The following is a 19,187-nucleotide window of genomic DNA, read 5'->3' as shown; positions in this document are numbered from 1 at the left end:
CCCCTGAAAGGCAAACACCAGATGACCAGCGACAATGACGACGGCCGGGGCGAGCGCGACAGCGCGAAACGCCCCTTTGGTAAGCGCCCGTTCGACAAGCCGAAGCGGTCGGGCGACAGCCCGTATCCGGACAAACGCAAACCCTTTACCGGCGATAAGCGGCCGGCAAAGGCCGGGTCGCGCCCGTCTGACGCGGAAACCGCTCCCGAAGAAGGCGAGCGCATCGCCAAACGACTGGCGCGCGCCGGCATCGCCTCGCGCCGCGAGGCCGAAACCATGATCGCGGCCGGCCGCATCACGGTCAACGGCAAGGTGCTGGCGAGCCCCGCCGTCAATGTGATGCGCTCCGACCGCATCGAGGTCGACGGCAAGCCGCTGCGTCAGACCGAACGCACGCGGCTCTGGCTCTATCACAAGCCCGCCGGCCTGGTGACCACCAACCGCGACCCGGAAGGCCGTCCGACCGTGTTCGAGGCGCTGCCGAAGGACATGCCGCGCGTTCTCTCCGTCGGCCGTCTCGATATCAATACCGAGGGCCTCCTGCTTCTCACCAATGATGGCGGGTTGTCGCGAATCCTGGAGCTGCCGTCGACGGGCTGGCTCAGGCGCTACCGTGTCCGCGCCCATGGCAAGGTCACGCAGGAACAGCTCGACGGCTTGAAGAACGGCATCGCCGTCGATGGGGTTTTCTATGGCGCCGTCGAAGCCTCGCTGGAGCGCGAGCAGGGCTCGAATGTCTGGATTTCGGTCGGCTTGCGCGAAGGCAAGAACCGCGAGGTCAAGAATGTGCTGGGCGCGCTCGGGCTCACCGTCAGCCGCCTCATCCGTATCTCCTTCGGTCCCTTCCAGCTCGGTGATCTGGAGGAAGGCGCGGTACGCGAGATACGCGGGCGCACCTTGCGCGACCAGTTGGGCGAAAAACTGATCGAGGAATCCGGCGCGGATTTCGACGCGCCCATTTTGAACGAATTCTCGAACATGGCCGTGCAGGGTGAAGTGGCGCCGCCGGAAGTCCGCGAACGCCCCGCGCGCCGCGCGCCGGAATGGATTTCAAGCAGTTCAAACAACACCGGCAAGGCCAGAGGCCCGCGCCGTTCCAAGGATGAAAAGCGCGACGATGCGCTGTCGCGATTGAGCACCAGCCCGGCACCGCGAGGCCGTGCTCCGGCGAAGGCTGGCCCGTCCAAGGGTGGACCAAAGGAACGTGGCGAGCGCGAGGCCGAGCCGCTTCAGCGCAAGTCCCGTGGCGCCAATGTCTGGATGGCGCCGGGCGCAAGGCCGCAAGGCAAGAAGTCAACTCCCGAGGAGAGCACTGAGCGGCCGCGCCGTGAGGAAAAGCCTTTCCGGGCAAGACCCGCCGCCGTGCCCGCGGAGCGCGTACGCGAAGGCGAGGCGAGACCACCGCGCAGGGAGAGGCCGGAAGGCGAGCGGCCTCCGCGTCCGCCGCGCGTCGGCAAGCGCGAACGTGCCGAAGCCCGCGAAAAAGAGGCACGCGGCGGCGCAGGACAGGAGCCTGGCGGCGGACGCTCATTTGGCGATAAGCGCCCCCAGCGTTCCGACGATAAACGGTCGCGCGGAAACACACCCGGCAAGCCGGGAGGCGGAGGCGCCAGAAGTGACGGCCCCCGAAATGACGGGCCAAAGGGACCACGTGGCGATCGCCCTGGCGCTGGCCCGAAAGGTGGACCGAGGGGCGGTGGAAATGCGGATCGTCGGCGGTAGGCTCCGCGGGCGCGCGCTTGCGACACCATCCTCCAGCGCGATTCGCCCCACCACAGACCGGACCCGCGAGAGCTTGTTCAATATCCTGGCGCATCGCTTTCCCGGAAAACTGGAGGGCGCTCGCGTGCTCGATCTGTTCGCGGGAACCGGCGCGCTCGGTCTCGAAGCCATGTCGCGCGGCGCGCGCGCCTGCCTGTTCGTCGAGGAATCGATGGAGGGACGCGGGCTGCTGCGCGAGAATATCGAGGCTTTCGGTCTTCAGGGTCAGACCAAGATATTCCGGCGCGATGCCTGCAATCTCGGCGCTGTCGGCACCATGGAGCCCTTCGATCTCGTTTTCGCCGATCCCCCTTATGGCAAAGGCTTGGGGGAAAAGGCTTTTGTTTCCGCGCTCGACGGCGGTTGGCTTATTCCTGACGCACTTTTGGTGCTTGAGGAGGAGACAGACGCCGCGCTCGCGCTCGATGATCGATTCGCGGTGCACGACGAACGCAACTATGGCGGGACCGTTATCCGGTTGATCGGGGTGCGCAAACCGTTTTAAGAATGTCGTTGATGAATGTCATATCGCGGCTTCATCACGCTCTAATCCAAAGGACGCCTTTCTGTGCCGAGCTTCACGATCCGCCATCTGCTGCTTTCGATATTAACAGTCGCCGCCCTCAGTGCCACGCCGCTTGCGCCAGTCCTCCAGGCCGGTGCGCAAACGGCCGCCCCAGCCCCAGCTCAAAAAACGCCTGAACCGGTCACCGAAGCGCCGGCTCGAGAGACGCCGGTTCAAAAGCCGGAGATCGTCACGAATGACGGCGTCAGCGATTTCAAGCTCGAAAACGGGCTGGAGGTCGTGGTCATCCCGGATCATCGCGCGCCCGTCGTCACTCAGATGGTCTGGTATCATGTCGGTTCCGCCGACGAGTTGCCGGGAAAATCGGGCATCGCGCATTTCCTCGAACATCTGATGTTCAAGGGCACCAAGACCTACCCGGCGGGTGAATTTTCCAACAAGGTGTCCGGGATCGGCGGCCAGGAAAATGCCTTCACCTCCTATGATTACACCGCTTATTACCAGCAGGTGGCTCCGCAGGCGCTGGAAATGGTGATGACCTATGAGGCGGATCGGATGGAAAATCTGGTCCTGACGGATGAGGTGGTGGATACCGAGCGCGACGTCATCCTCGAGGAGCGCCGGATGCGTGTCGACGGTGATCCCGCCGCGATCCTTGCCGAGGAAGCGAATGCCGTGCTTTTCCTGAACCATCCCTACCGTGTTCCGGTTATCGGCTGGATGCGGGAAATGCAGAAGCTCGATCTGAAGGATGCCACCGATTTCTACGAGCGCTTCTATACGCCGAACAATGCGACGCTTGTGATCTCAGGCGACGTCACCCCGGAGAGGGTGCTGGCACTTGCCGAAAAGACCTATGGCAAGGTTCCGCGTCGCGCCGATCCGGGCCCGCGCATCCGCCCGCAGGAGCCGGTACAGCACACCAGGCGCACGGCTACGCTGAATGATCCGCGTGTCTCGCAGCCGAGCTTCCGCAAGATGTGGGTGGTTCCGTCCTATCACAACGCCAAGCCGGGAGAGGCGGAGGCGCTCGATCTCCTCAGCGAGATTCTCGGCGGATCGATCCGCAGTCGTCTTTATCAGGAACTGATCGTCAAGAAGGGTATCGCTGCCGCCGCCGGCGCCAACTATTCGGGTAGCGCGCTCGATGATGGTATCTTCTCCGTCTATGGCGCGCCGCGCGGCGATGCCACGCTCGATGAGGTCGAGGTCGCGGTGGAAGCCGAGATCACCCGCATCATCAAGGATGGCGTGACCGAAACGGAACTCCTGCAGGCGCGCAACCGCTTCTTGAAGAGCGTCATCTTCTCGCATGACAATCAGATGGGCATGGCGCGCATCTATGGCTCGACGCTGGCTGTCGGCGGAACGGTCCAGGATGTGCAGGATTGGCCGAAGCGCATTCGCGCGGTGACGACGGAGCAGGTCAAGAATGCCGCCGCCCGTTATCTCGTCGAAGCACGTTCGGTGACGAGTTATCTCTTGCCTCCGGCGGACGAGCCGCAGAGCGCACAATCGGAGCAGCAGCCGGATGCCGGGCAGATCGTGCCGCTGCAGCCGGGAACGTCCGATGGGGGAACGCAGGGAGTGGTGCAGTGAAAGTGAACATGTCAGGCTTTTTTCTCTATCGTCACGGGCGCGCTCTTGCCGCGGCTTTCATCGCTGTTCTGTTCTTCGTCCTGCCGGCGCGTGCCGTCACCATTCAGGAAGTGGTATCGCCCAAGGGCGTGCGGGCCTGGCTGGTGCAGGATGACTTCGTGCCGCTGATCTCGATCCGCTTTTCCTTCAAGGGCGGTTCGACGCAGGACCCCACCGGCAAGGAGGGGCTCGGCAATCTGATGACCGGCCTGTTCGATGAAGGCGCGGGCGATCTTCCTTCGGATGCCTATCAGGAGCGGCTCGACAATGTAGGAGCCGAGATGAGCTTTTCGGAAACCCAGGATGACATCGGCGGTTCCATGCGCATGCTTGCGGAAAATCGCGAGGCGGCTTTCGATCTCCTGGCGCTCGCCGTCAACAGGCCGCGCTTCGATCAAAAGCCGGTCGACCGCATTCGCCAGCAGATCATCGCCGACATCAAGGCATCGGAACGCGATCCGAGCACCATCGCTTCGCAGAAATTCGCCGAAGTCCTCTATGGCAGCCATCCTTATGCCCGCCGCGAGAAGGGAACGGAAAAGTCGCTCCTGGCCGTCACGCGTGACGATCTCCTGGCCTATCACCGCAAGGTGTTCGCCCGCGACAATCTCACCATCGGCGTCGTCGGCTCGATCAGCCCGCAGGAGCTTGCTCCGCTGCTCGACAAGGTGTTCGCCGGCTTGCCGGAGAAAGCCGAACTGACGCCCGTTCCCGATGCGAAGCTGGCGCTCGGCGCCACCACCAGCGTCAGCTATAAGCTGCCGCAGACCTCGATTGCCCTCGTCTATCCCGGCGTTTCGCGCCACGATCCCGATTTCTTCGCGGCCCATCTCATGAACCACATCCTGGGAGGCGGGTTCTCCTCGCGCCTCTACAGGGAAGTACGCGAGAAGCGTGGCCTTGCCTATTCCGTCAATTCATCGCTGATCATTCGCGATCACGCCTCGGCTCTGATGATATCGACCGCCACCCGCCCGGATCGGGCGCAGGAGACGCTCAAGATCATTCGCGACCAGGTGAGCCGCATGGCCAGCGATGGTCCGACGGAGGAGGAACTGGCCGCGGCCAAGAGCTATGTGATCGGTTCCTATGCCGTCAACAATCTCGATTCGTCCAGCGGCATTGCGCGGACGCTCGTATCGTTGCAGCAAGAGGATCTGGGCCGCGATTATATCGACAAGCGTGCCGGTCTCATCAATGCCGTTACCATGGATCAGGTAAAGGCGGTGGCGAAGAAACTGCTGGAGGCAAACCCGGCGATCCTCATGGTCGGCCCGGCGCAGATGTAGCCTTTCGGGAGAAGCGCGTGACGACAGCACTCGTAGGCGAAAGCGCTGTAAGATCAGGCCCGTCCGTTGCGATCGCCTTCGGCGGCGGCGGTGCGCGTGGCATCGCGCATATCAATGTCATCGAGGCTCTCGATGAGATGGGCATCCGTCCGGTGGCGATCTCGGGTTCTTCGATCGGCGCACTCATCGGCGCCGGCATGGCGTCCGGCATGAGCGGCAGGGACATCCGGGCCTATTGCAACGCCACGCTCGCCAATCGCGTCCAAATTGCCGGCCGCATGTGGAAGACGCGCCCGACGAGCTTCTCCGAAATCCTGGCCGAGGGCATTCGCTTCACCCAGTTCAACATCGAAAAGATCCTGAAGGCGTTCCTGCCGGAGCAATTGCCGGCAACATTCGAGGAACTTGAGATCCCGCTCACCGTCATCGCTACCGATTTTTACGGCCAACAGGAAGCGATCCTCGAAAGCGGCGATCTCGTTTCGGCACTTGCCGCATCGGCGGCAATCCCTGCCCTGTTCAGGCCGATCCGGCGCGACGGGCGGATTCTGATCGACGGCGGCATCTATAACCCGGTGCCTTTCGAGCTCCTGGAGGATAAGGCGGATATCGTCATCGCCATCGATGTCGTCGGCGGCCCGCTCGGGGACGACAGCAAGATGCCGTCCTCCATCGATGCCATGTTCGGCGCGACGCAACTGTTGATGCAGTCGATCATCGCCACCAAACTCAAGCGCGCGCGGCCCGTCATCTTGCTGCGGCCGCAGGTGTCGCATTTCCGGGTGCTCGATTTCATGCGGGTCGAGCAGATCCTGCGCGAAAGTGCGGGCGTGAAGGATGAGCTGAAACACGCCCTCGACGCGGCGCTGACCTTCTCCGAAGGCCGCAAGAGCGCTTGAGGCGGTGTTGAGGAAAAGTCGGAGCCGGTTTTGCGTTCGCGTGTTCCGGTCCCGCCGTGGATGACAAATCGTATTCGCTTTTTCCGAGCGAAAATTACGGCATTAGGTGGTAAAGATCACAAAACTCGAATTAAATCACAATTCCGCGCGACGAACAGTTCGCCTCTAAGGTTCGCATGGATGGATCTGATAGTGAGGCTTCCGGCTGCGACAAAGATCCACAGAGCCAATACGCAACATCGGGCGTCGGGCTGAACGATCCGAAAGGCCCACAGCAGGACGCGGGCGCGCGCAGGCAGAGACGGACTGGATGAATACTTCATTCAAGGAGTTCGGCGTGTGTACCGGTAGCGACGAACACCACCAGATTCTTTTTTTCGTCTACCGTGTAGATGAGGAGAAAATCGCCCCCGATATGACATTCTCGATGATCTTTCCAATCACCCGACAACTCATGATCCTTCAGCTCGGCTGGCAGAGGGCCATCGTTATCTATGATCAAACCTACGACTTTCTTCAGTGCGACCATGTCATATCGGCCAGACCTGGAAAGACGCTCCCAATCTTTTTGGAATTGCTTGGTATGACTTGATTGCCGCGGCAGCGAAGCCCGCTTACTAGAAGCGGACTTCGCTCGTTTCCTATCACTTGACAAGCTTGTTACCCTTGAGTGCCCCAAATAGCTCTTCGGCAGTATCAAAATGTTTGCCATGACCCGCCTTGATGGCTCTTGCTTCCTCCATCGCGGCGATTGTTTTGGCGTTGGGTCGAGTCAACTCGATGGGAAGAGCTTTATCTCGGGCGATCCTGGTCAAAACGATACGGATGATATCCGAGGTAGTTAGTCCAAGACTGTCGAGTACCAAGGCGGCGCTATCCTTCACCGAAGGTTCAATGCGGGCGCGCACGTATGCGTTTGCAACCATCTTTTAGCCTCCTTATTAAGTTCGATATGTATGTAGCCCAAATGAGCAACATTTTCAAGCGGAGATCCTCAGAGCCGTGTGCAGTAAAAGCTGCCCGCACGGTTCGGAGGAAGACGCGGGACTTGCTCACTGAGCGGTGTCCACGTCTACCCTATCTTGCAGTGGGTTCGTTCCGACGATTATTGCGCGGCAATGGCGACTGCTTGGAAATCGGTGCATAATCATCGTCATAGATCGCGATCACTTCGTCGAGCGCAACAATCCGCCTCTGCAGATCACTCTGTTCGCGATTGACCGCCTGAAGCCGCCCCCCCAATTTCGGCTCGCTTGTCTTTCAGATCGTGCACTGTCCTCATTCAAAACTCCTGAAACCGTATTGTTTCCAGGATGAATCGGCGGTCAGCTCAAGTCTGGTGGTGTTTACTACCGAAAAATTACTCCGCCGGCTCCGCTTGCACCGCCATGTCGGTTGCCTCCGCGGGTGCCAGCGTCTCCTCGGTGATCTTGTCGAGCGGCTTGGCTTCGCGCGTCGGTTTCATCAGGGGCTCCGGCGTCACCGGCCTGTTGAAGAGCAGATGCTTGCCTGCCAGAATGCCTTCTGTCGCCTGCACGTGGAGCCGGTCCTCGTCGCGCTTGCGCACGGCTTCTGTGATCTGGCCGGCGAGGTCTTCGCTGATGCCGAGCTTCTCCAATGTTCTGCGCCCGAACACAAGCCCCGATTCAAACGTTTCGCGCAACTCGTAATCGACCTGCTTCGCCCGCAACTGCAATGTGTGTTCACGATCGTAGGAGCGCACGAAAAGTTTTACGTCGGGAAATTCCGACTGGATCAGGTCGACGATCCGGTTGGTCACGTCTTTTTTCTGCGTGCAGATGGCGACGATCTTGGCGCGCCTTATCCCTGATGCCTCGAGCACGTCCTTGCGCGTACCATCGCCGAAATAAATCCGGAAGCCGAATTTGCCGGCAGCGCGAATGCGATTGGCCGAAGAATCGATGACGGTGACGTCGATGCCGCCGGCGAGCAATATCTGCGCGGCGATCTGGCCATAACGCGAAAAGCCGATCATCAGCACATCTGCGCCTGCGCCGTCGAAATCCTCCTCCATTTCTTCCTCCTTGTCGCCGGCGAGCAGCCGGTTGCCAAGCGCCACGGAAAGCGGCGTGAGCGCCATGGATATGGTGACCACGGCGACGAGTTGCGAAGCCAGCGAACCGGAGATGATCGCGGCAGCGGAAGCGGCCGTGAACAGCACGAAGCCGAACTCGCCGCCTTGCGGCAGCAGGAATGCAACGCGGATCGCGTCGTCATGACCGGAGCGGAAGATGCGGCAAAGCAGATAGACGATCGCGATCTTGACCGCCATCAGCACGGGGACGGCCAACAGGATGGCCAGCCAGTTCTCCGCGATGACGGTGAGATTGAGCGACAGGCCCACGGCGACGAAGAAGAGGCCGAGCAGGATGCCGCGAAACGGCTCGATATCGGCTTCGAGCTCATGCCGGTAGGAGGATTCGGCGAGGAGAACGCCGGCGATGAAGGCGCCCATGGCCATGGAAAGGCCAGCGGACTGCATCAGCATCGCGGCGCCGAGCACCACGAAAAGTGCGGCCGCGATCATCACCTCGCGGGCCCCGGTATTGGCGATGATGCGGAACATCGGGTTCAGCAGATAGCGGCCGGCGAGGATCAGCGCCGCGATGCCGATGATGGCGGCGGCGATTTGGAAGCTTGCGCCCTCCTGCGAGGCTCCCTGGGTCGAAAGGACGGGAATCAGCGCCAGGATGGGCACGATGGCGAGATCCTGGAAGAGCAGGATGGAAAAAGCCCGCTGGCCGTGCCTCTGGTTGGTCTCGGCGCGATCTTCCAGCACCTGCATCGCAAAGGCGGTGGAGGAAAGCGCGAGCCCCAGGCCGACGATGACGGCAGCCTCGAAAGGTAGTCCGGCCAGATAGACGGCGAGCGCGGTCAGTGCCGCGCCGGTCAACAGGACCTGGGCCAGGCCGAGGCCGAAGATCGAGTGCCTGAGTGACCACAGCCGGGATGGCTTCAGCTCCAGGCCGATGATGAAAAGCAGGAAGACGATGCCAAGCTCGGCAAAATGCAGAAAATTCTCGCCATCGCTGATGAGACGGGCGACAGGGCCGATGATGATGCCTGCCGCGAGATAGCCGAGAACGGTCCCGAGCCCGAGCCTTTTGAACAGGGGAGCAGCGATGATCGCGCCGCCCAGAAGCATCAGCGATTGAAGATAGAGATTTCCGCCTTCCGGGACCATTACGCGACCTTGCTGAACTGCCTGATGAACTTGATTGGAAAAAGGATTCTTGGCAACCGCCTTGATGCACCCGATATTGCACCATATAGGGAGATTATGGGCTGATTTCAGTTTTGTCTCAAATAATCGTTCCAACAAATCCTCGTCCTCCACACGGCTTGAACCGGAATAATCATGAACGCTCCGACAGATTCCCGACAATTGGTCGACAAGGCCGCCTCTCTCGTCGAAGCCGCGCGCCGCGCCGGCGCCGACACGGCCGACGCGGTCGTGATCCGCTCACGCGCCACGAGCGTGACCGTTCGCCTTGGCAAGGTCGAGGGAACGGATGCCTCTGAAAGCGATGATTTCGCCCTGCGGGTTTTTGTCGGCAAGCGGGTGGCAAGCGTTTCCGCCAATGCCGATGTTGATCCGGCAAGGCTCGCCGAGCGCGCCGTCGCCATGGCGAAAGTCTCTCCGGAAGATCCCTATGAGGGGCTGGCGCCGAATGGATTGCTGGTCGGCAAACCGCGCGACCTCGATCTGTTCGACCCGACCACGGTGGGAGCCGCCAGGCTGACCGAGGACGCTTTCGCGGCGGAGGAGGCAGCCCTGGCCGTCACAGGCGTCACCAATTCCGGCGGGGCATCGGCCTTGGCGGGCATGGGCGGTCTGGTCCTGGTCACGTCAGCCGGTTTCGAGGGGCAGTATGCGGTAACGCGCTTCGGCAGCTCGGCCAGCGCCATTGCAGGAACCGGAACGGCGATGGAGCGCGATTATGATTTCACGTCGCGCCTGCATTTTTCCGAACTGGAGGATGCAGCTGTCATCGGGCGCAGCGCCGGCGAACGCGCGGTCCGCCGCCTCGGCGCGCGCAAGGCGAAAACCGGCCCGGTCAGCGTGATCTTCGATCCGCGCGTCGCGCGCGGTATCGCCGGGCATCTGGCAGGCGCGATCAACGGCGCTTCGATTGCCCGCAAGACCAGCTTCCTCAAGGATTCCATGGGCAAGCAGATCCTGAAGACCGGCATCAGCGCGACGGATGATCCGCTGCGCATGCGCGGGACGTCATCGCGGCCTTTCGACGGTGAAGGCATCGAGGGGCAAAAGCTCGCCATGGTCGAGGATGGCGTGCTCAGGCATTGGTTCCTGTCGTCTTCGACCGCCAAGGAGCTGGGGCTCGAAACCAACGGGCGCGGGTCCCGCTCCGGCTCGACGGTCGTTCCCTCTTCCAGCAATTTCGCCATCGAGCCCGGCGAGGCATCGCCGGAAGACCTCATCCGTGGCGTCGGCACCGGCTTTTATGTGACCGAGGTCTTCGGCCAGGGCGTCGACATGATAACGGGGCAATATAGCCGCGGCGCATCGGGCTTCTGGATCGAGAATGGCCAGCTCAGCTATCCCGTCAGCGAAGTGACCATCGCCTCCAATTTGAAGGACATGTTCCTCAACCTGACCCCGGCAAACGATATCGACCGCAATTTCGGCACGGCCGCGCCGACACTTGGCATAGAAGGCATGACCCTTGCCGGAAGTTGAGACCCCCGTAACGCCCGAGGCAGAGCTGGCGCTGATCCGTGCGGTGGCGCAAGAGGCCGGCCGCATCGCCATGCGGTTTTTCGGCCGCGACCCGGAAGTCTGGATGAAGGAAGGCCAGTCACCGGTGAGCGAGGCCGATATGGCTGTCGATGCCTTTCTTAAAGACGCGCTTTTGACCGCGCGGCCGGACTATGGCTGGATCTCCGAGGAGACGGTCGACGAGCGCGCCGCAATAGTGCGTCGCCGCTTTTTCGTGGTCGACCCGATCGACGGCACCCGCGCCTTCATCGCCGGCAAGGATGTGTGGTGCGTCAGCATCGGCATTGTCGAGAATGACAGGCCATTGGCCGGCGTGCTGGATTGCCCGGCGCGCGGCGAGGTGGTGGAGGCGAGCCTTGGTACTGGTGCGCGCCAGAACGGGCGCGACATCAAGGTTGTCGATCTCGCCAGCCAGGACAGGCTGAAGATTGCCATGGCGCGCTCGGCGCTGGCGCTTCTGCCGGAAGACTTCCGCAGCCGCGTCGAGCCTTATCCTTATGTGCCGTCGCTGGCCTATCGCATCGCCATGGTGGCGCGCGGCGAGATCGCGGGAACATTCGTGCGGCCCAATTCGCATGACTGGGATCTCGCCGCCGCCGACCTTATATTGGCGGAAGCAGGCGGCGAAGTCGTCACTGCGGATGCCGAACGGCTGCGTTACGGCGGCCCGACCCACAAGCACGGCACGCTGGTCGCGGCGAGTGGTCCGTTGCTCGACGAGATGTTGGGTGTTGTGGCGCAAACGGCGTTCGGCTAATCATTCCGCACGGTTCACTCTGTTTGGGATTTGTAATGATGAGCGCAGACGGCGAAGGCAAGAAACAGCTTCTTCATCTCGTTTTTGGCGGGGAATTGAAGAATTTGACGGGCTCGGAGTTCCGCGATCTGGATGATCTCGATATTGTCGGCATCTATCCGGACTACGAATCGGCAAAAGTCGCATGGAAGGCAAAGGCGCAAGCGACTGTCGATAACGCCCATATGCGTTATTTCATCGTGCATCTGCATCGGCTGCTCGATCCGGCCACCGCCGCCAATGCGATTGCATCAGGGAAGGGAAGCTGACGGTCCGTCACGGACCGCCGGCAAGTCCAGAGGAAGCATGGCAGAAAACGTGGAAATCGCGCCTCCCGGGCCGCGAAAGGACAGCGCGGCCAAAAATATCTGGCGCAGCATTCGCGGGCCGCTGGCACGCTCGGCGGTGGTGAAGTCGGCGCTGGTATGGCTGATCTCCGCTTACCTGAAATTCGTCCACGCCACCAATCCGCGTCTGGAGGGTTCCAAGGATCCCGGCGAACTGAAGCGCGATTACAGCCCTCTCATCGTCACCTGCTGGCATGGCCAGCATCTGATGGCGCCGTTCCTGCGGCCAGAGGGGCTGGAACTGGTCGCCATGTTCTCGCGCAGCGCCGATGCCGAACTCAATGCCCGGGTCGCCGAGCGGCTGGGCCTCCAGACGGTGCGTGGCTCCGGCGGGCGCGGATCGCGCAGCCGCATAGAGAAGGGCGGCGCGCGGGCGCTTCTGGCGTTGAAGAATGCCTTGAAACAAGGCAAGTCGACGGCCATCATCGCCGATATCGCGCATGGCAAGGCGCGCGAGGCAGGCCAGGGCGTCATTCTTCTCGGCAAGCTTTCGGGACGTCCCATCGTGCCGATCGGCTACGCCTTTTCCCGCCGCAAGATTCTGGAAAAAACCTGGGACAAGACGGCCATACCGCTGCCCTTCGGCCGGTCGGTCGTGGTTACATGCGAGCCGGTTCTCGTGCCGGAGGACGCCGATGATGCCGTGCTCGAGGCAAAGCGGGTGGAATTGACAGAGAAACTCAACGCGGTGACGGCTGACGCTTATGGCCGTCTGGAGCACGCCGCCCCGGAGCAAGTCGCATGAGCGAAAAATGGGCCCGCACGATCCTCACCGCCTATCGCTGGGGCGGGGCCGCCGTCTACCCGGCCGTTGGCGCCTACGTCGCGTTCCGTGCATCGAGAGGCAAGGAAGACCACGCCCGCCGCCGGGAGCGCTATGGCAAGGCCAGCGTCCCGCGGCCCGATGGTCCGCTGGTCTGGGTGCATGCGGCAAGCGTCGGTGAAACCTCCGCGGTCATCCCGCTGATCGAGCGCATCATCGCGATGGATATCCATGTGGTGCTGACCACGGGTACCGTGACATCGGCCAAGCTCGTTGCCGAGCGGCTGCAGGACCGGGTGATCCATCAATATGTCCCGCTTGATCTCAAGCCTGCGGTCCAAAGATTCCTGACCCATTGGTGCCCGGACCTCGCCGTGATCTGCGAATCCGAGATCTGGCCGATGACGATCCTCGAACTCGGCGCGCGCCGTGTGCCGCAGGTGCTGGTCAATGGGCGGCTTTCCGACCGTTCGTTTGCCGCATGGAAGAAACGCGCCTCGCTGGCCGAGGCATTGTTCGAGAACCTCGCGCTCGTGGTGGCGCAGTCGGAGGTCGACGGCGAGCGGTTCCGCACGCTTGGCGCCCGCCCGGTGGTTGTTTCAGGCAATCTGAAGGTCGACGCCGTCGTCCCGCCCGCCGATGAGGCGGCGGTTGCGGCATTCAAGGCGCAGATCGGCCAGCGCAAGACATGGGCGGCGATCTCCACCCATCAGGGCGAGGAGCAGATTGCCGTCGAGGTCCATGACATGCTGAAGACCCGGCATAAGGATCTGTTGACGATCATCGTACCGCGCCATCCCGACCGTGCCGCAGCCCTTGAGGCGATGATGACCGCGCGTGGTCTCAATGTGGCGGTGAGGAGCCGCAATGACCCGATCACCCCGGAAACCAATGTCTTCCTCGGCGACACGATCGGCGAGATGGGGCTTTATCTCAGGCTCACCGATATCGCCTTTGTCGGCCGCTCCCTAACCGGCGAGGGTGGGCAAAACCCGCTGGAGCCGGCCATGGTCGGCACCGCCATCCTGTCGGGCCGCAATGTCCAGAATTTCCGCGATTCCTATCAGCGGCTCATCAAGAATGGCGGTGCGAAGCTGGTTCGCGACCGCGAGATGCTGGCGGGCGCGGTCAATTTCCTGTTCAACAACGAGACGCAGCGCCAGGAGATGATCGCCGCCGCCGCCCGGACCGTCGACGATATGCGCGGATCGCTTGAACGCACATTGGTTGCGCTTGAGCCTTTCATCCAGCCGCTGATTGTCCAGGCGCAGTTGACGGGAACACAAGGGTCGCGCTGATGGCAAGCGAGGCTCCTCCATTCTGGTGGGAAAAGCCGGACTGGCGCGCCCTCGTCCTTTCGCCGCTCTCCGCCCTTTATGGCGCCGCCGCCCGGCGCAGGCTGTTGCGTGCCGTCCCGCCCAAAGTGCCGGTGCCGGTCCTTTGCGTCGGCAATTTCACGGTGGGCGGCGCCGGCAAGACGCCGACAGCCATCGCCTTTGCCAAAGCAGCGCTGGCAAAGGGGCTGAAGCCGGGGATCGTCTCACGCGGCTATGGCGGCGGGTTTTCCGGCGTTCACCTTGTCGATCCCGTCCATGACAGCGCCAGGCTCACCGGCGATGAACCCCTGCTGCTCGCCCGCCATGCGCCCGTCGCGGTCTCGCCGGATCGCATCGCCGCAGCCAGGTTGTTGATCGGCGAGGGATGCGATTTCCTCATCATGGATGACGGCTTCCAGAGCGCGCGGCTACATATCGACTACGCGCTCATCGCAGTGGATACGAGCCGCGGCGTCGGCAATGGCCGTGTCATACCGGCAGGGCCGCTGCGCGCCCCGCTGATCGATCAGTTGCGCAAGGCCGACGCGCTCCTCAAGATCGGGACGGGCAGCGGCGCGGACAGGGTGATCCGGCAGGCGGCGCGGGCGGCAAAGCCGATCTATGAGGCGCGTCTTGCTCCCAGTTCCGCGAAGCTGATTTCCGGCAGGCGCTTTCTCGCCTTCGCCGGCATCGGCAATCCCGACAAGTTTTTCGCAAGTCTCAGCGAAATGGGCGGCGTGCCGGCCCTGACCCGCACCTTCCCCGATCACCATCCCTACAGTCAGGAGGAGATCGGCGAACTGATGCAGACCGCCGCTGCCGCCGATCTTGGCCTGGTGACCACGGCCAAGGACCATGTCCGCCTTGCCACGGGGCTCGGCACGCCCAAGCAATTCCTGGAAAAGCTCAGCGTTGTCGATGTCGAGTTGGCTTTCGATCAGCCTGATATCGCCGGGCGTATCATCGAGGCGACGCAGGAACGCTATCGTCAACGGCGGATAAAGGGATGATCGCAAGCGTCTTGCGATGAGGTGTATTCGGCAAGCCGAAAAGCTGATGCGCCCCCTTTGGGCTCCTGAGTTTATCGAAGGCGCCCATCTCCCCACAAGGCCCGCCGCCCCAGCCGCCTCCCAGGATTTCCGCAACAGCTGTCGCAACCAATATACCGATGGCTTTAGGCACACGATTGAAGAAAGCCCCCGATGGGCTCCACCACTGGTTCATATCGAGCGATACAGCGGTGGCGATCTGATCAACGTGGTGGAACCGCTTCGAATCCCGCTCATTTTGCGCCTGACATTTGCGACAGGTCGGCCGGAATGCGACCCCTTCCGAGACGATCGCAAAGAAGCGGCGAACGCCGATAGCTGGCATCAACGCCAAGTCGATCCGGTCACAATCCAAAGGTGACGTGGCCGTTCTCGTCTATGGACCATGCAGGGTTCCAGGTGATTTCCCAAGCATGATCGTCTGGATCTGCCACATAGCCGCGGAATCCGCCATGTGGAGGTTCGTCGGCCGGACGAATGACCCGGCCACCGGCTTTCGCTAAACATGCTATTACAGGTTCGACATCCTCTCGGCGCGCGACATTATGCGCCAGAGAAAAAGCTCCCGGCAGGAGCAGGCCGGGACGCTTCATGTCTTCTTCCAGAGATCGCTTCAGAAATGTTCCCAGAACGAATCCGTTCATTTGATAAAAGACGATTTCGTGATTCTCGAAGACTGGCGACCAGCCGAAACCTTCGGTGTAGAAGCGACGCGACCGGGAAAGGTCGGTGGTGGCGAGTGTGATGACAGAAATCTGGTGCTGCATGTCCATACCCTCTCTATCAGCGCATGCACCATGCACGCGCATTGATAGTCTTGGGCCGCCACCAAGGTAACGGAAGGACCCGCTCGCACGGGGGCCGGGCCAACCTTCCCGACCTAACCTGTTTCAGACAGTATCTGTGTAGCCACAGGTGATCAGATCGTCAAGGAACGGCAGCTTCGTTCGCATTTGCGGTCGTCTCTGGCGTTCGCGTGGAGCGTCGGCTCCTTCCACCCCCTCCGGCCATTGCCGATGGTGCCAAATTGCGCCGAAACTTTCGTGCCAGATAGCGAACAAAATGCATCGCGTTATTCGCCTTCCGACAAACGACCGTTTTTCGGAAAGCCGCATGCGACCCCATATCGGCCATAAGACTTCGCCGGTTTAGTCGCCGGATGCGGACATACCACTACCCAATACCGGGCAATGCCTTGAGGGCAGCACTAATCGTGTCGATCAGCGAGCGGATGCGCTTGATGCGTGCGCGGCCGGGTACAATGAGGATGGATAGCGGCACTGGCTCTGGCGCGTAGTCTGGTAATACCTGCTCCACCGCCCCGGCCTGCAGAAGGTCGTCCACCAACCAGACATGAGCGGGAGCGATGCCACGCCCCTGTATCAAGGCTTCCCGGGCGGCGAGGCCGTGATCAACCAGCAGCCGACCGTCGAACGGTATCGAGCAAGGCCGCCCCTCCTGTGGGTGGAGAACGAGCATGTCGCTTCCGACTACGTTGCTCATGCGGATCGTCTGATGGTGCCGCAAATCATCCGGCCTCTGCGGGCGTCCGTGCTCTTCCAGATAGGCGCGTGAAGCCACCAGCAACCGCCGTGAATTACCGATGGCCTTGCGCTGAATGGAACTGTCGGCAAGTGGCCCCAATCTGATTGCAATATCCACCGCCTCCCGGACCAAATCGATTTGCACGTCGGACAGTCTGAGGTCGATGCTCACATTTGGATGCTGATCCTGAAACGCGAACAATACTCGCTGGACATGCTGCACCCCCAACGCGGCGGTGCAGGAAACCCGAATTTTTCCATCCAAGCGATCACCCGCGCTGCGAACGTCATCGGCCGCTTCGTCCACAAGGCGCAGGATAGTGCGCGCATTATCGACGTAATCCGTGCCCTCGGCCGTGAGCGTGACGCGCCGGGTGGTCCGACTGAGAAGGGTCACGCCAAGCGCGCCCTCCAGCTCTGTGATATGGCGGGTGATGGTCGCTTGGCCGACGCCCTGTTCGCGGGCCACGGCAGAAAAGCTGCCACGCTCTGCAACGCGGACGAAGCTGCGCATCCTCTCCAACGTGATCGCTGACTTATCCATTTATTGGAACTATCCTATACGTTCCTACTATCTACCGAATAACTCGCGCGATGAATAGCTTTCCGGCTAACCCACAAGCCAACCAATGGAGAGCGTGATGTCGCCAACTCACAAGCCCCTTATCACCATCGTCGGTGCCTTGAGCAAGCAAGGTCGCAGCGCCGCACGATCCTTGCTGGAAAGCGGGAATTACCGCGTCCGGGCGCTGACTCGCCGCGTAGACTCGGCGGAGGCGCAAAGCCTGGCGCATAACGGTGCGGAACTCATGAGCGTGCCGTTGGAGCTGGGGCAAAAACAGATGATGGTGAGGGCCTTTGAAGGTTCCCACGGCGCGTTCCTTATGACGCCTCCCATCGCGCCTCCAGATACCCACGAAGCCGCACTTGGCAAGGAATTAGCCGATGCGGCCGTTGAGGCGGGCGTCCAGCATCTTGTTTTCAGCAGTTTGGAAAACGTCGATCAAATCACACACGGAAAAAAATTCGCTCCGCATTTTACCGACAAAGCGAACGTTGAGGATTATATTCGCGCTCTTCCTGTGCAAAGCTCCTTCATCATACTGGCCTTCTTTTATACCAATCTGCTTGAATACTACACGCCGCGCATGAAGGGCGACACCCTAGTATTTCCGATCTATCTGCCACAGGATTTCCGGGCTCCCTTTGTCGATCCCACGAGTGCAACCGGCCCCGCGGTCCTGAAGATATTCTCCCATCCGGAGAAATATGCAGGCAAGTCCATGCCGGTCATCGGCGACATTCTCTCGCCCGAGGAAATGGTTGCCACGTTCACCCGCGTTACGGGTCGGAAGGCTGCATACAGTTCGGCTTACACCCGAGAGGGGTTGCTACACCACTTCCCCGATTTTGCGGCAAACGAACTCTTGGTGCGCGAGCTGTTGGGGATGGCGGAATATGCGACCGAATATGGCTATTATCGCAAGGATCGTGATCTCGCATGGAGTCGAAAAGTAAATTCGAACAGCCTAACATGGGAGCAATTTCTGCGATCGACCGGGTGGCAAGGGCAGGCCCAATCCTTCGGCGTTTGATTGGCGAGATCGCAAAGACCGCTTAATCCGCCAATGCAGCCAAAAGCCGCCAATCCGCTTCTCCACCAGAAGCCGAAATTCAAACTGCGACACTGCCCGGCGTCAGGGGAATCGCTTGAAAAATCATTTGTGTGCTGCGGTTATTGCGGTTTCGAGATAATCGTCGTCCCATCCGAGCGTTTTCCGTCTGACCTTGAGGCTGGCCTTGTCGTTGATGGAGCGGATGAGGTTGAGGCTGATATGGCGGACGGTGGCCATGTTGGCGGGTCCGTTCTGGGTTCTCAGGCGCATGAGATCGTCATGGAAGACGACATCCATGACCCAGTGAAGGCGGATCTCCACATGCCAGTGCGCGCGCACGGCGTGGGCGAACTGTTGTGCGGTGAGGGTCGCGGAAGACAGATAGTAGCGCCGTTCGAGGCAGGTTTTTGCGCCCCGTATGGTTTCGCTCTCGACCATTGCGATCATGGCGAGGTCCTTGAACCGCCATTCGCCGGGGAAACGTTTGTCAGAGGTGAGCCAGCCGACATCATGGCAGACGGCATGGCGGCGGATTTCGAGGCGGCCATGGTCATTGTCCGTGCTTTGATGGTGTTGGCAGGTGTCCGGACCAGCGTCGGCGAAGAAGCGCTCGACTTCGGCGCAAAGGGCGGGCCAGTTGCCCTTGAGGGCAAGCAGATAATCGGCGCCCTTGTTGCGGATGGCGGCGGCGATCTTGGTCTGGCAGCCCATGGCGTCGATGGTCACCAGGGCGCCGGTGAGCTCCAGCCGCTCCAGCAATTCGGGGATGGCCGTGATCTCGTTGGATTTTTCCGCGCAAGCCTGCTGTCCCAGCACGAGACGCTGGCGTGCGGCCCAGGCTGAAACCAGATGCAGCGGGTTCTGTCCCCTGCTGCGGTTGT

The 19,187-nt window shown here is 61.4% G+C and carries 18 protein-coding genes; 12 read left to right on the top strand and 6 right to left on the bottom strand.

Annotation, left to right across the window (positions count from 1 at the left end; translation table 11 throughout):
- Positions 1–21 precede the first annotated feature (21 nt).
- The 5 genes from C5748_RS19260 (at position 22) to C5748_RS19240 (ending at position 6,113) form a co-directional block, all read left to right on the top strand.
- Positions 22–1,722 (top strand): pseudouridine synthase, encoded by a 1,701-nt coding sequence (locus tag C5748_RS19260; RefSeq protein ID WP_105743563.1) that lies wholly within the window; start codon positions 22–24, stop codon positions 1,720–1,722.
- Positions 1,703–2,266 carry a 16S rRNA (guanine(966)-N(2))-methyltransferase RsmD gene (gene rsmD, locus C5748_RS19255; protein ID WP_245581868.1) on the top strand — a complete coding sequence of 188 codons (564 nt, stop codon included), beginning with the start codon at positions 1,703–1,705 and terminating at the stop codon, positions 2,264–2,266. The genes C5748_RS19260 and rsmD overlap by 20 nt, the downstream gene beginning before the upstream one ends.
- A gap of 63 nt (positions 2,267–2,329) precedes the next feature.
- Positions 2,330–3,886 (top strand): M16 family metallopeptidase, encoded by a 1,557-nt coding sequence (locus C5748_RS19250; RefSeq protein WP_245581867.1) that lies wholly within the window; start codon positions 2,330–2,332, stop codon positions 3,884–3,886.
- A gap of 8 nt (positions 3,887–3,894) precedes the next feature.
- A complete protein-coding gene (locus C5748_RS19245) occupies positions 3,895–5,214 on the top strand; it encodes a M16 family metallopeptidase (RefSeq protein ID WP_105743561.1) in 1,320 nt (439 codons plus the stop codon).
- 17 nt (positions 5,215–5,231) lie between these two features.
- Positions 5,232–6,113, top strand: coding sequence for a patatin-like phospholipase family protein (locus tag C5748_RS19240; protein WP_105743560.1), 882 nt, complete (start codon positions 5,232–5,234; stop codon positions 6,111–6,113).
- A 319-nt stretch (positions 6,114–6,432) separates the two neighbouring features.
- Here the strand turns inward: C5748_RS19240 and C5748_RS19235 are convergent, their stop codons facing one another.
- The 3 genes from C5748_RS19235 to C5748_RS19225 all read right to left on the bottom strand — a co-directional run bounded on the left by C5748_RS19235 (position 6,433) and on the right by C5748_RS19225 (position 9,318).
- Positions 6,433–6,825, bottom strand: coding sequence for a type II toxin-antitoxin system YafQ family toxin (locus C5748_RS19235; RefSeq protein ID WP_245581866.1), 393 nt, complete (start codon positions 6,823–6,825; stop codon positions 6,433–6,435).
- Positions 6,758–7,039: a type II toxin-antitoxin system RelB/DinJ family antitoxin gene (locus C5748_RS19230; RefSeq protein ID WP_105743558.1), complete on the bottom strand. Its 282-nt coding sequence runs from the start codon at positions 7,037–7,039 to the stop codon at positions 6,758–6,760. The genes C5748_RS19235 and C5748_RS19230 overlap by 68 nt, the downstream gene beginning before the upstream one ends.
- A gap of 434 nt (positions 7,040–7,473) precedes the next feature.
- Positions 7,474–9,318 (bottom strand): monovalent cation:proton antiporter-2 (CPA2) family protein, encoded by a 1,845-nt coding sequence (locus C5748_RS19225; protein WP_105743557.1) that lies wholly within the window; start codon positions 9,316–9,318, stop codon positions 7,474–7,476.
- Between the two features lie 174 nt (positions 9,319–9,492).
- Between C5748_RS19225 and C5748_RS19220 the strand changes: the two genes are divergently transcribed.
- The 6 genes from C5748_RS19220 to lpxK are packed head-to-tail and all read left to right on the top strand — an operon-like array spanning position 9,493 to position 15,107.
- Positions 9,493–10,836: a TldD/PmbA family protein gene (locus C5748_RS19220; protein WP_105743556.1), complete on the top strand. Its 1,344-nt coding sequence runs from the start codon at positions 9,493–9,495 to the stop codon at positions 10,834–10,836.
- Entirely contained in the window at positions 10,823–11,632 is an 810-nt protein-coding gene (locus C5748_RS19215) for a 3'(2'),5'-bisphosphate nucleotidase CysQ (RefSeq protein ID WP_105743555.1), read from the top strand. The genes C5748_RS19220 and C5748_RS19215 overlap by 14 nt, the downstream gene beginning before the upstream one ends.
- Before the next feature lie 38 nt (positions 11,633–11,670).
- Entirely contained in the window at positions 11,671–11,940 is a 270-nt protein-coding gene (locus tag C5748_RS19210) for a DUF4170 domain-containing protein (RefSeq protein ID WP_105743646.1), read from the top strand.
- Between the two features lie 37 nt (positions 11,941–11,977).
- The gene (locus tag C5748_RS19205; protein WP_105743554.1) at positions 11,978–12,763 is read left to right on the top strand and encodes a lysophospholipid acyltransferase family protein; all 786 of its coding nucleotides are present in this window, start codon (positions 11,978–11,980) and stop codon (positions 12,761–12,763) included.
- Positions 12,760–14,079 (top strand): lipid IV(A) 3-deoxy-D-manno-octulosonic acid transferase, encoded by a 1,320-nt coding sequence (gene waaA, locus C5748_RS19200; RefSeq protein WP_105743553.1) that lies wholly within the window; start codon positions 12,760–12,762, stop codon positions 14,077–14,079. Before C5748_RS19205 ends, waaA begins: the two co-directional genes overlap by 4 nt.
- Positions 14,079–15,107, top strand: coding sequence for a tetraacyldisaccharide 4'-kinase (lpxK, locus tag C5748_RS19195; protein ID WP_105743552.1), 1,029 nt, complete (start codon positions 14,079–14,081; stop codon positions 15,105–15,107). The genes waaA and lpxK overlap by 1 nt, the downstream gene beginning before the upstream one ends.
- A 383-nt stretch (positions 15,108–15,490) precedes the next feature.
- Here lpxK and C5748_RS19190 read toward each other — a convergent pair whose 3' ends face one another.
- Both C5748_RS19190 and C5748_RS19185 read right to left on the bottom strand, forming a co-directional pair.
- A complete protein-coding gene (locus C5748_RS19190; protein ID WP_105743645.1) occupies positions 15,491–15,913 on the bottom strand; it encodes a VOC family protein in 423 nt (140 codons plus the stop codon).
- 406 nt (positions 15,914–16,319) lie between these two features.
- Positions 16,320–17,234, bottom strand: a complete 915-nt coding sequence (locus C5748_RS19185) for a LysR family transcriptional regulator (RefSeq protein WP_105743551.1) — start codon at positions 17,232–17,234, stop codon at positions 16,320–16,322.
- A 97-nt stretch (positions 17,235–17,331) separates the two neighbouring features.
- Here C5748_RS19185 and C5748_RS19180 point away from each other — a divergent pair, with 97 nt between their 5' ends.
- Complete coding sequence (locus C5748_RS19180) at positions 17,332–18,285, top strand: NmrA/HSCARG family protein (protein WP_105743550.1); 954 nt, start codon at positions 17,332–17,334, stop codon at positions 18,283–18,285.
- Positions 18,286–18,408: 123 nt separating this feature from the next.
- Here C5748_RS19180 and C5748_RS19175 read toward each other — a convergent pair.
- Positions 18,409–19,187, bottom strand: a 779-nt coding sequence (locus tag C5748_RS19175) for an ISAs1 family transposase (RefSeq protein WP_105743549.1), incomplete at its 5' end; no start/stop codon positions are given.

The organism is Phyllobacterium phragmitis (genome assembly GCF_002980495.1).
GTDB lineage: Bacteria > Pseudomonadota > Alphaproteobacteria > Rhizobiales > Rhizobiaceae > Paramesorhizobium > Paramesorhizobium phragmitis.
Note: the sequence above shows the minus strand (reverse complement) of the source record. Positions and strands in the feature narration are given on the sequence as shown.

What these genes read in the sequence shown, in the direction of transcription:
- C5748_RS19260 (WP_105743563.1), top strand. Translation starts at nt 22, where the DNA reads ATGACCAGCGACAATGACGACGGCCGGGGCGAGCGCGACAGCGCGAAA.
- rsmD (WP_245581868.1), top strand. Translation starts at nt 1,703, where the DNA reads ATGCGGATCGTCGGCGGTAGGCTCCGCGGGCGCGCGCTTGCGACACCA.
- C5748_RS19245 (WP_105743561.1), top strand. Translation starts at nt 3,895, where the DNA reads ATGTCAGGCTTTTTTCTCTATCGTCACGGGCGCGCTCTTGCCGCGGCT.
- C5748_RS19235 (WP_245581866.1), bottom strand. Translation starts at nt 6,825, where the DNA reads ATGGCAAACATTTTGATACTGCCGAAGAGCTATTTGGGGCACTCAAGG.
- C5748_RS19230 (WP_105743558.1), bottom strand. Translation starts at nt 7,039, where the DNA reads ATGGTTGCAAACGCATACGTGCGCGCCCGCATTGAACCTTCGGTGAAG.
- C5748_RS19225 (WP_105743557.1), bottom strand. Translation starts at nt 9,318, where the DNA reads ATGGTCCCGGAAGGCGGAAATCTCTATCTTCAATCGCTGATGCTTCTG.
- C5748_RS19220 (WP_105743556.1), top strand. Translation starts at nt 9,493, where the DNA reads ATGAACGCTCCGACAGATTCCCGACAATTGGTCGACAAGGCCGCCTCT.
- C5748_RS19210 (WP_105743646.1), top strand. Translation starts at nt 11,671, where the DNA reads ATGAGCGCAGACGGCGAAGGCAAGAAACAGCTTCTTCATCTCGTTTTT.
- C5748_RS19205 (WP_105743554.1), top strand. Translation starts at nt 11,978, where the DNA reads ATGGCAGAAAACGTGGAAATCGCGCCTCCCGGGCCGCGAAAGGACAGC.
- waaA (WP_105743553.1), top strand. Translation starts at nt 12,760, where the DNA reads ATGAGCGAAAAATGGGCCCGCACGATCCTCACCGCCTATCGCTGGGGC.
- lpxK (WP_105743552.1), top strand. Translation starts at nt 14,079, where the DNA reads ATGGCAAGCGAGGCTCCTCCATTCTGGTGGGAAAAGCCGGACTGGCGC.
- C5748_RS19190 (WP_105743645.1), bottom strand. Translation starts at nt 15,913, where the DNA reads ATGCAGCACCAGATTTCTGTCATCACACTCGCCACCACCGACCTTTCC.
- C5748_RS19185 (WP_105743551.1), bottom strand. Translation starts at nt 17,234, where the DNA reads ATGGATAAGTCAGCGATCACGTTGGAGAGGATGCGCAGCTTCGTCCGC.
- C5748_RS19180 (WP_105743550.1), top strand. Translation starts at nt 17,332, where the DNA reads ATGTCGCCAACTCACAAGCCCCTTATCACCATCGTCGGTGCCTTGAGC.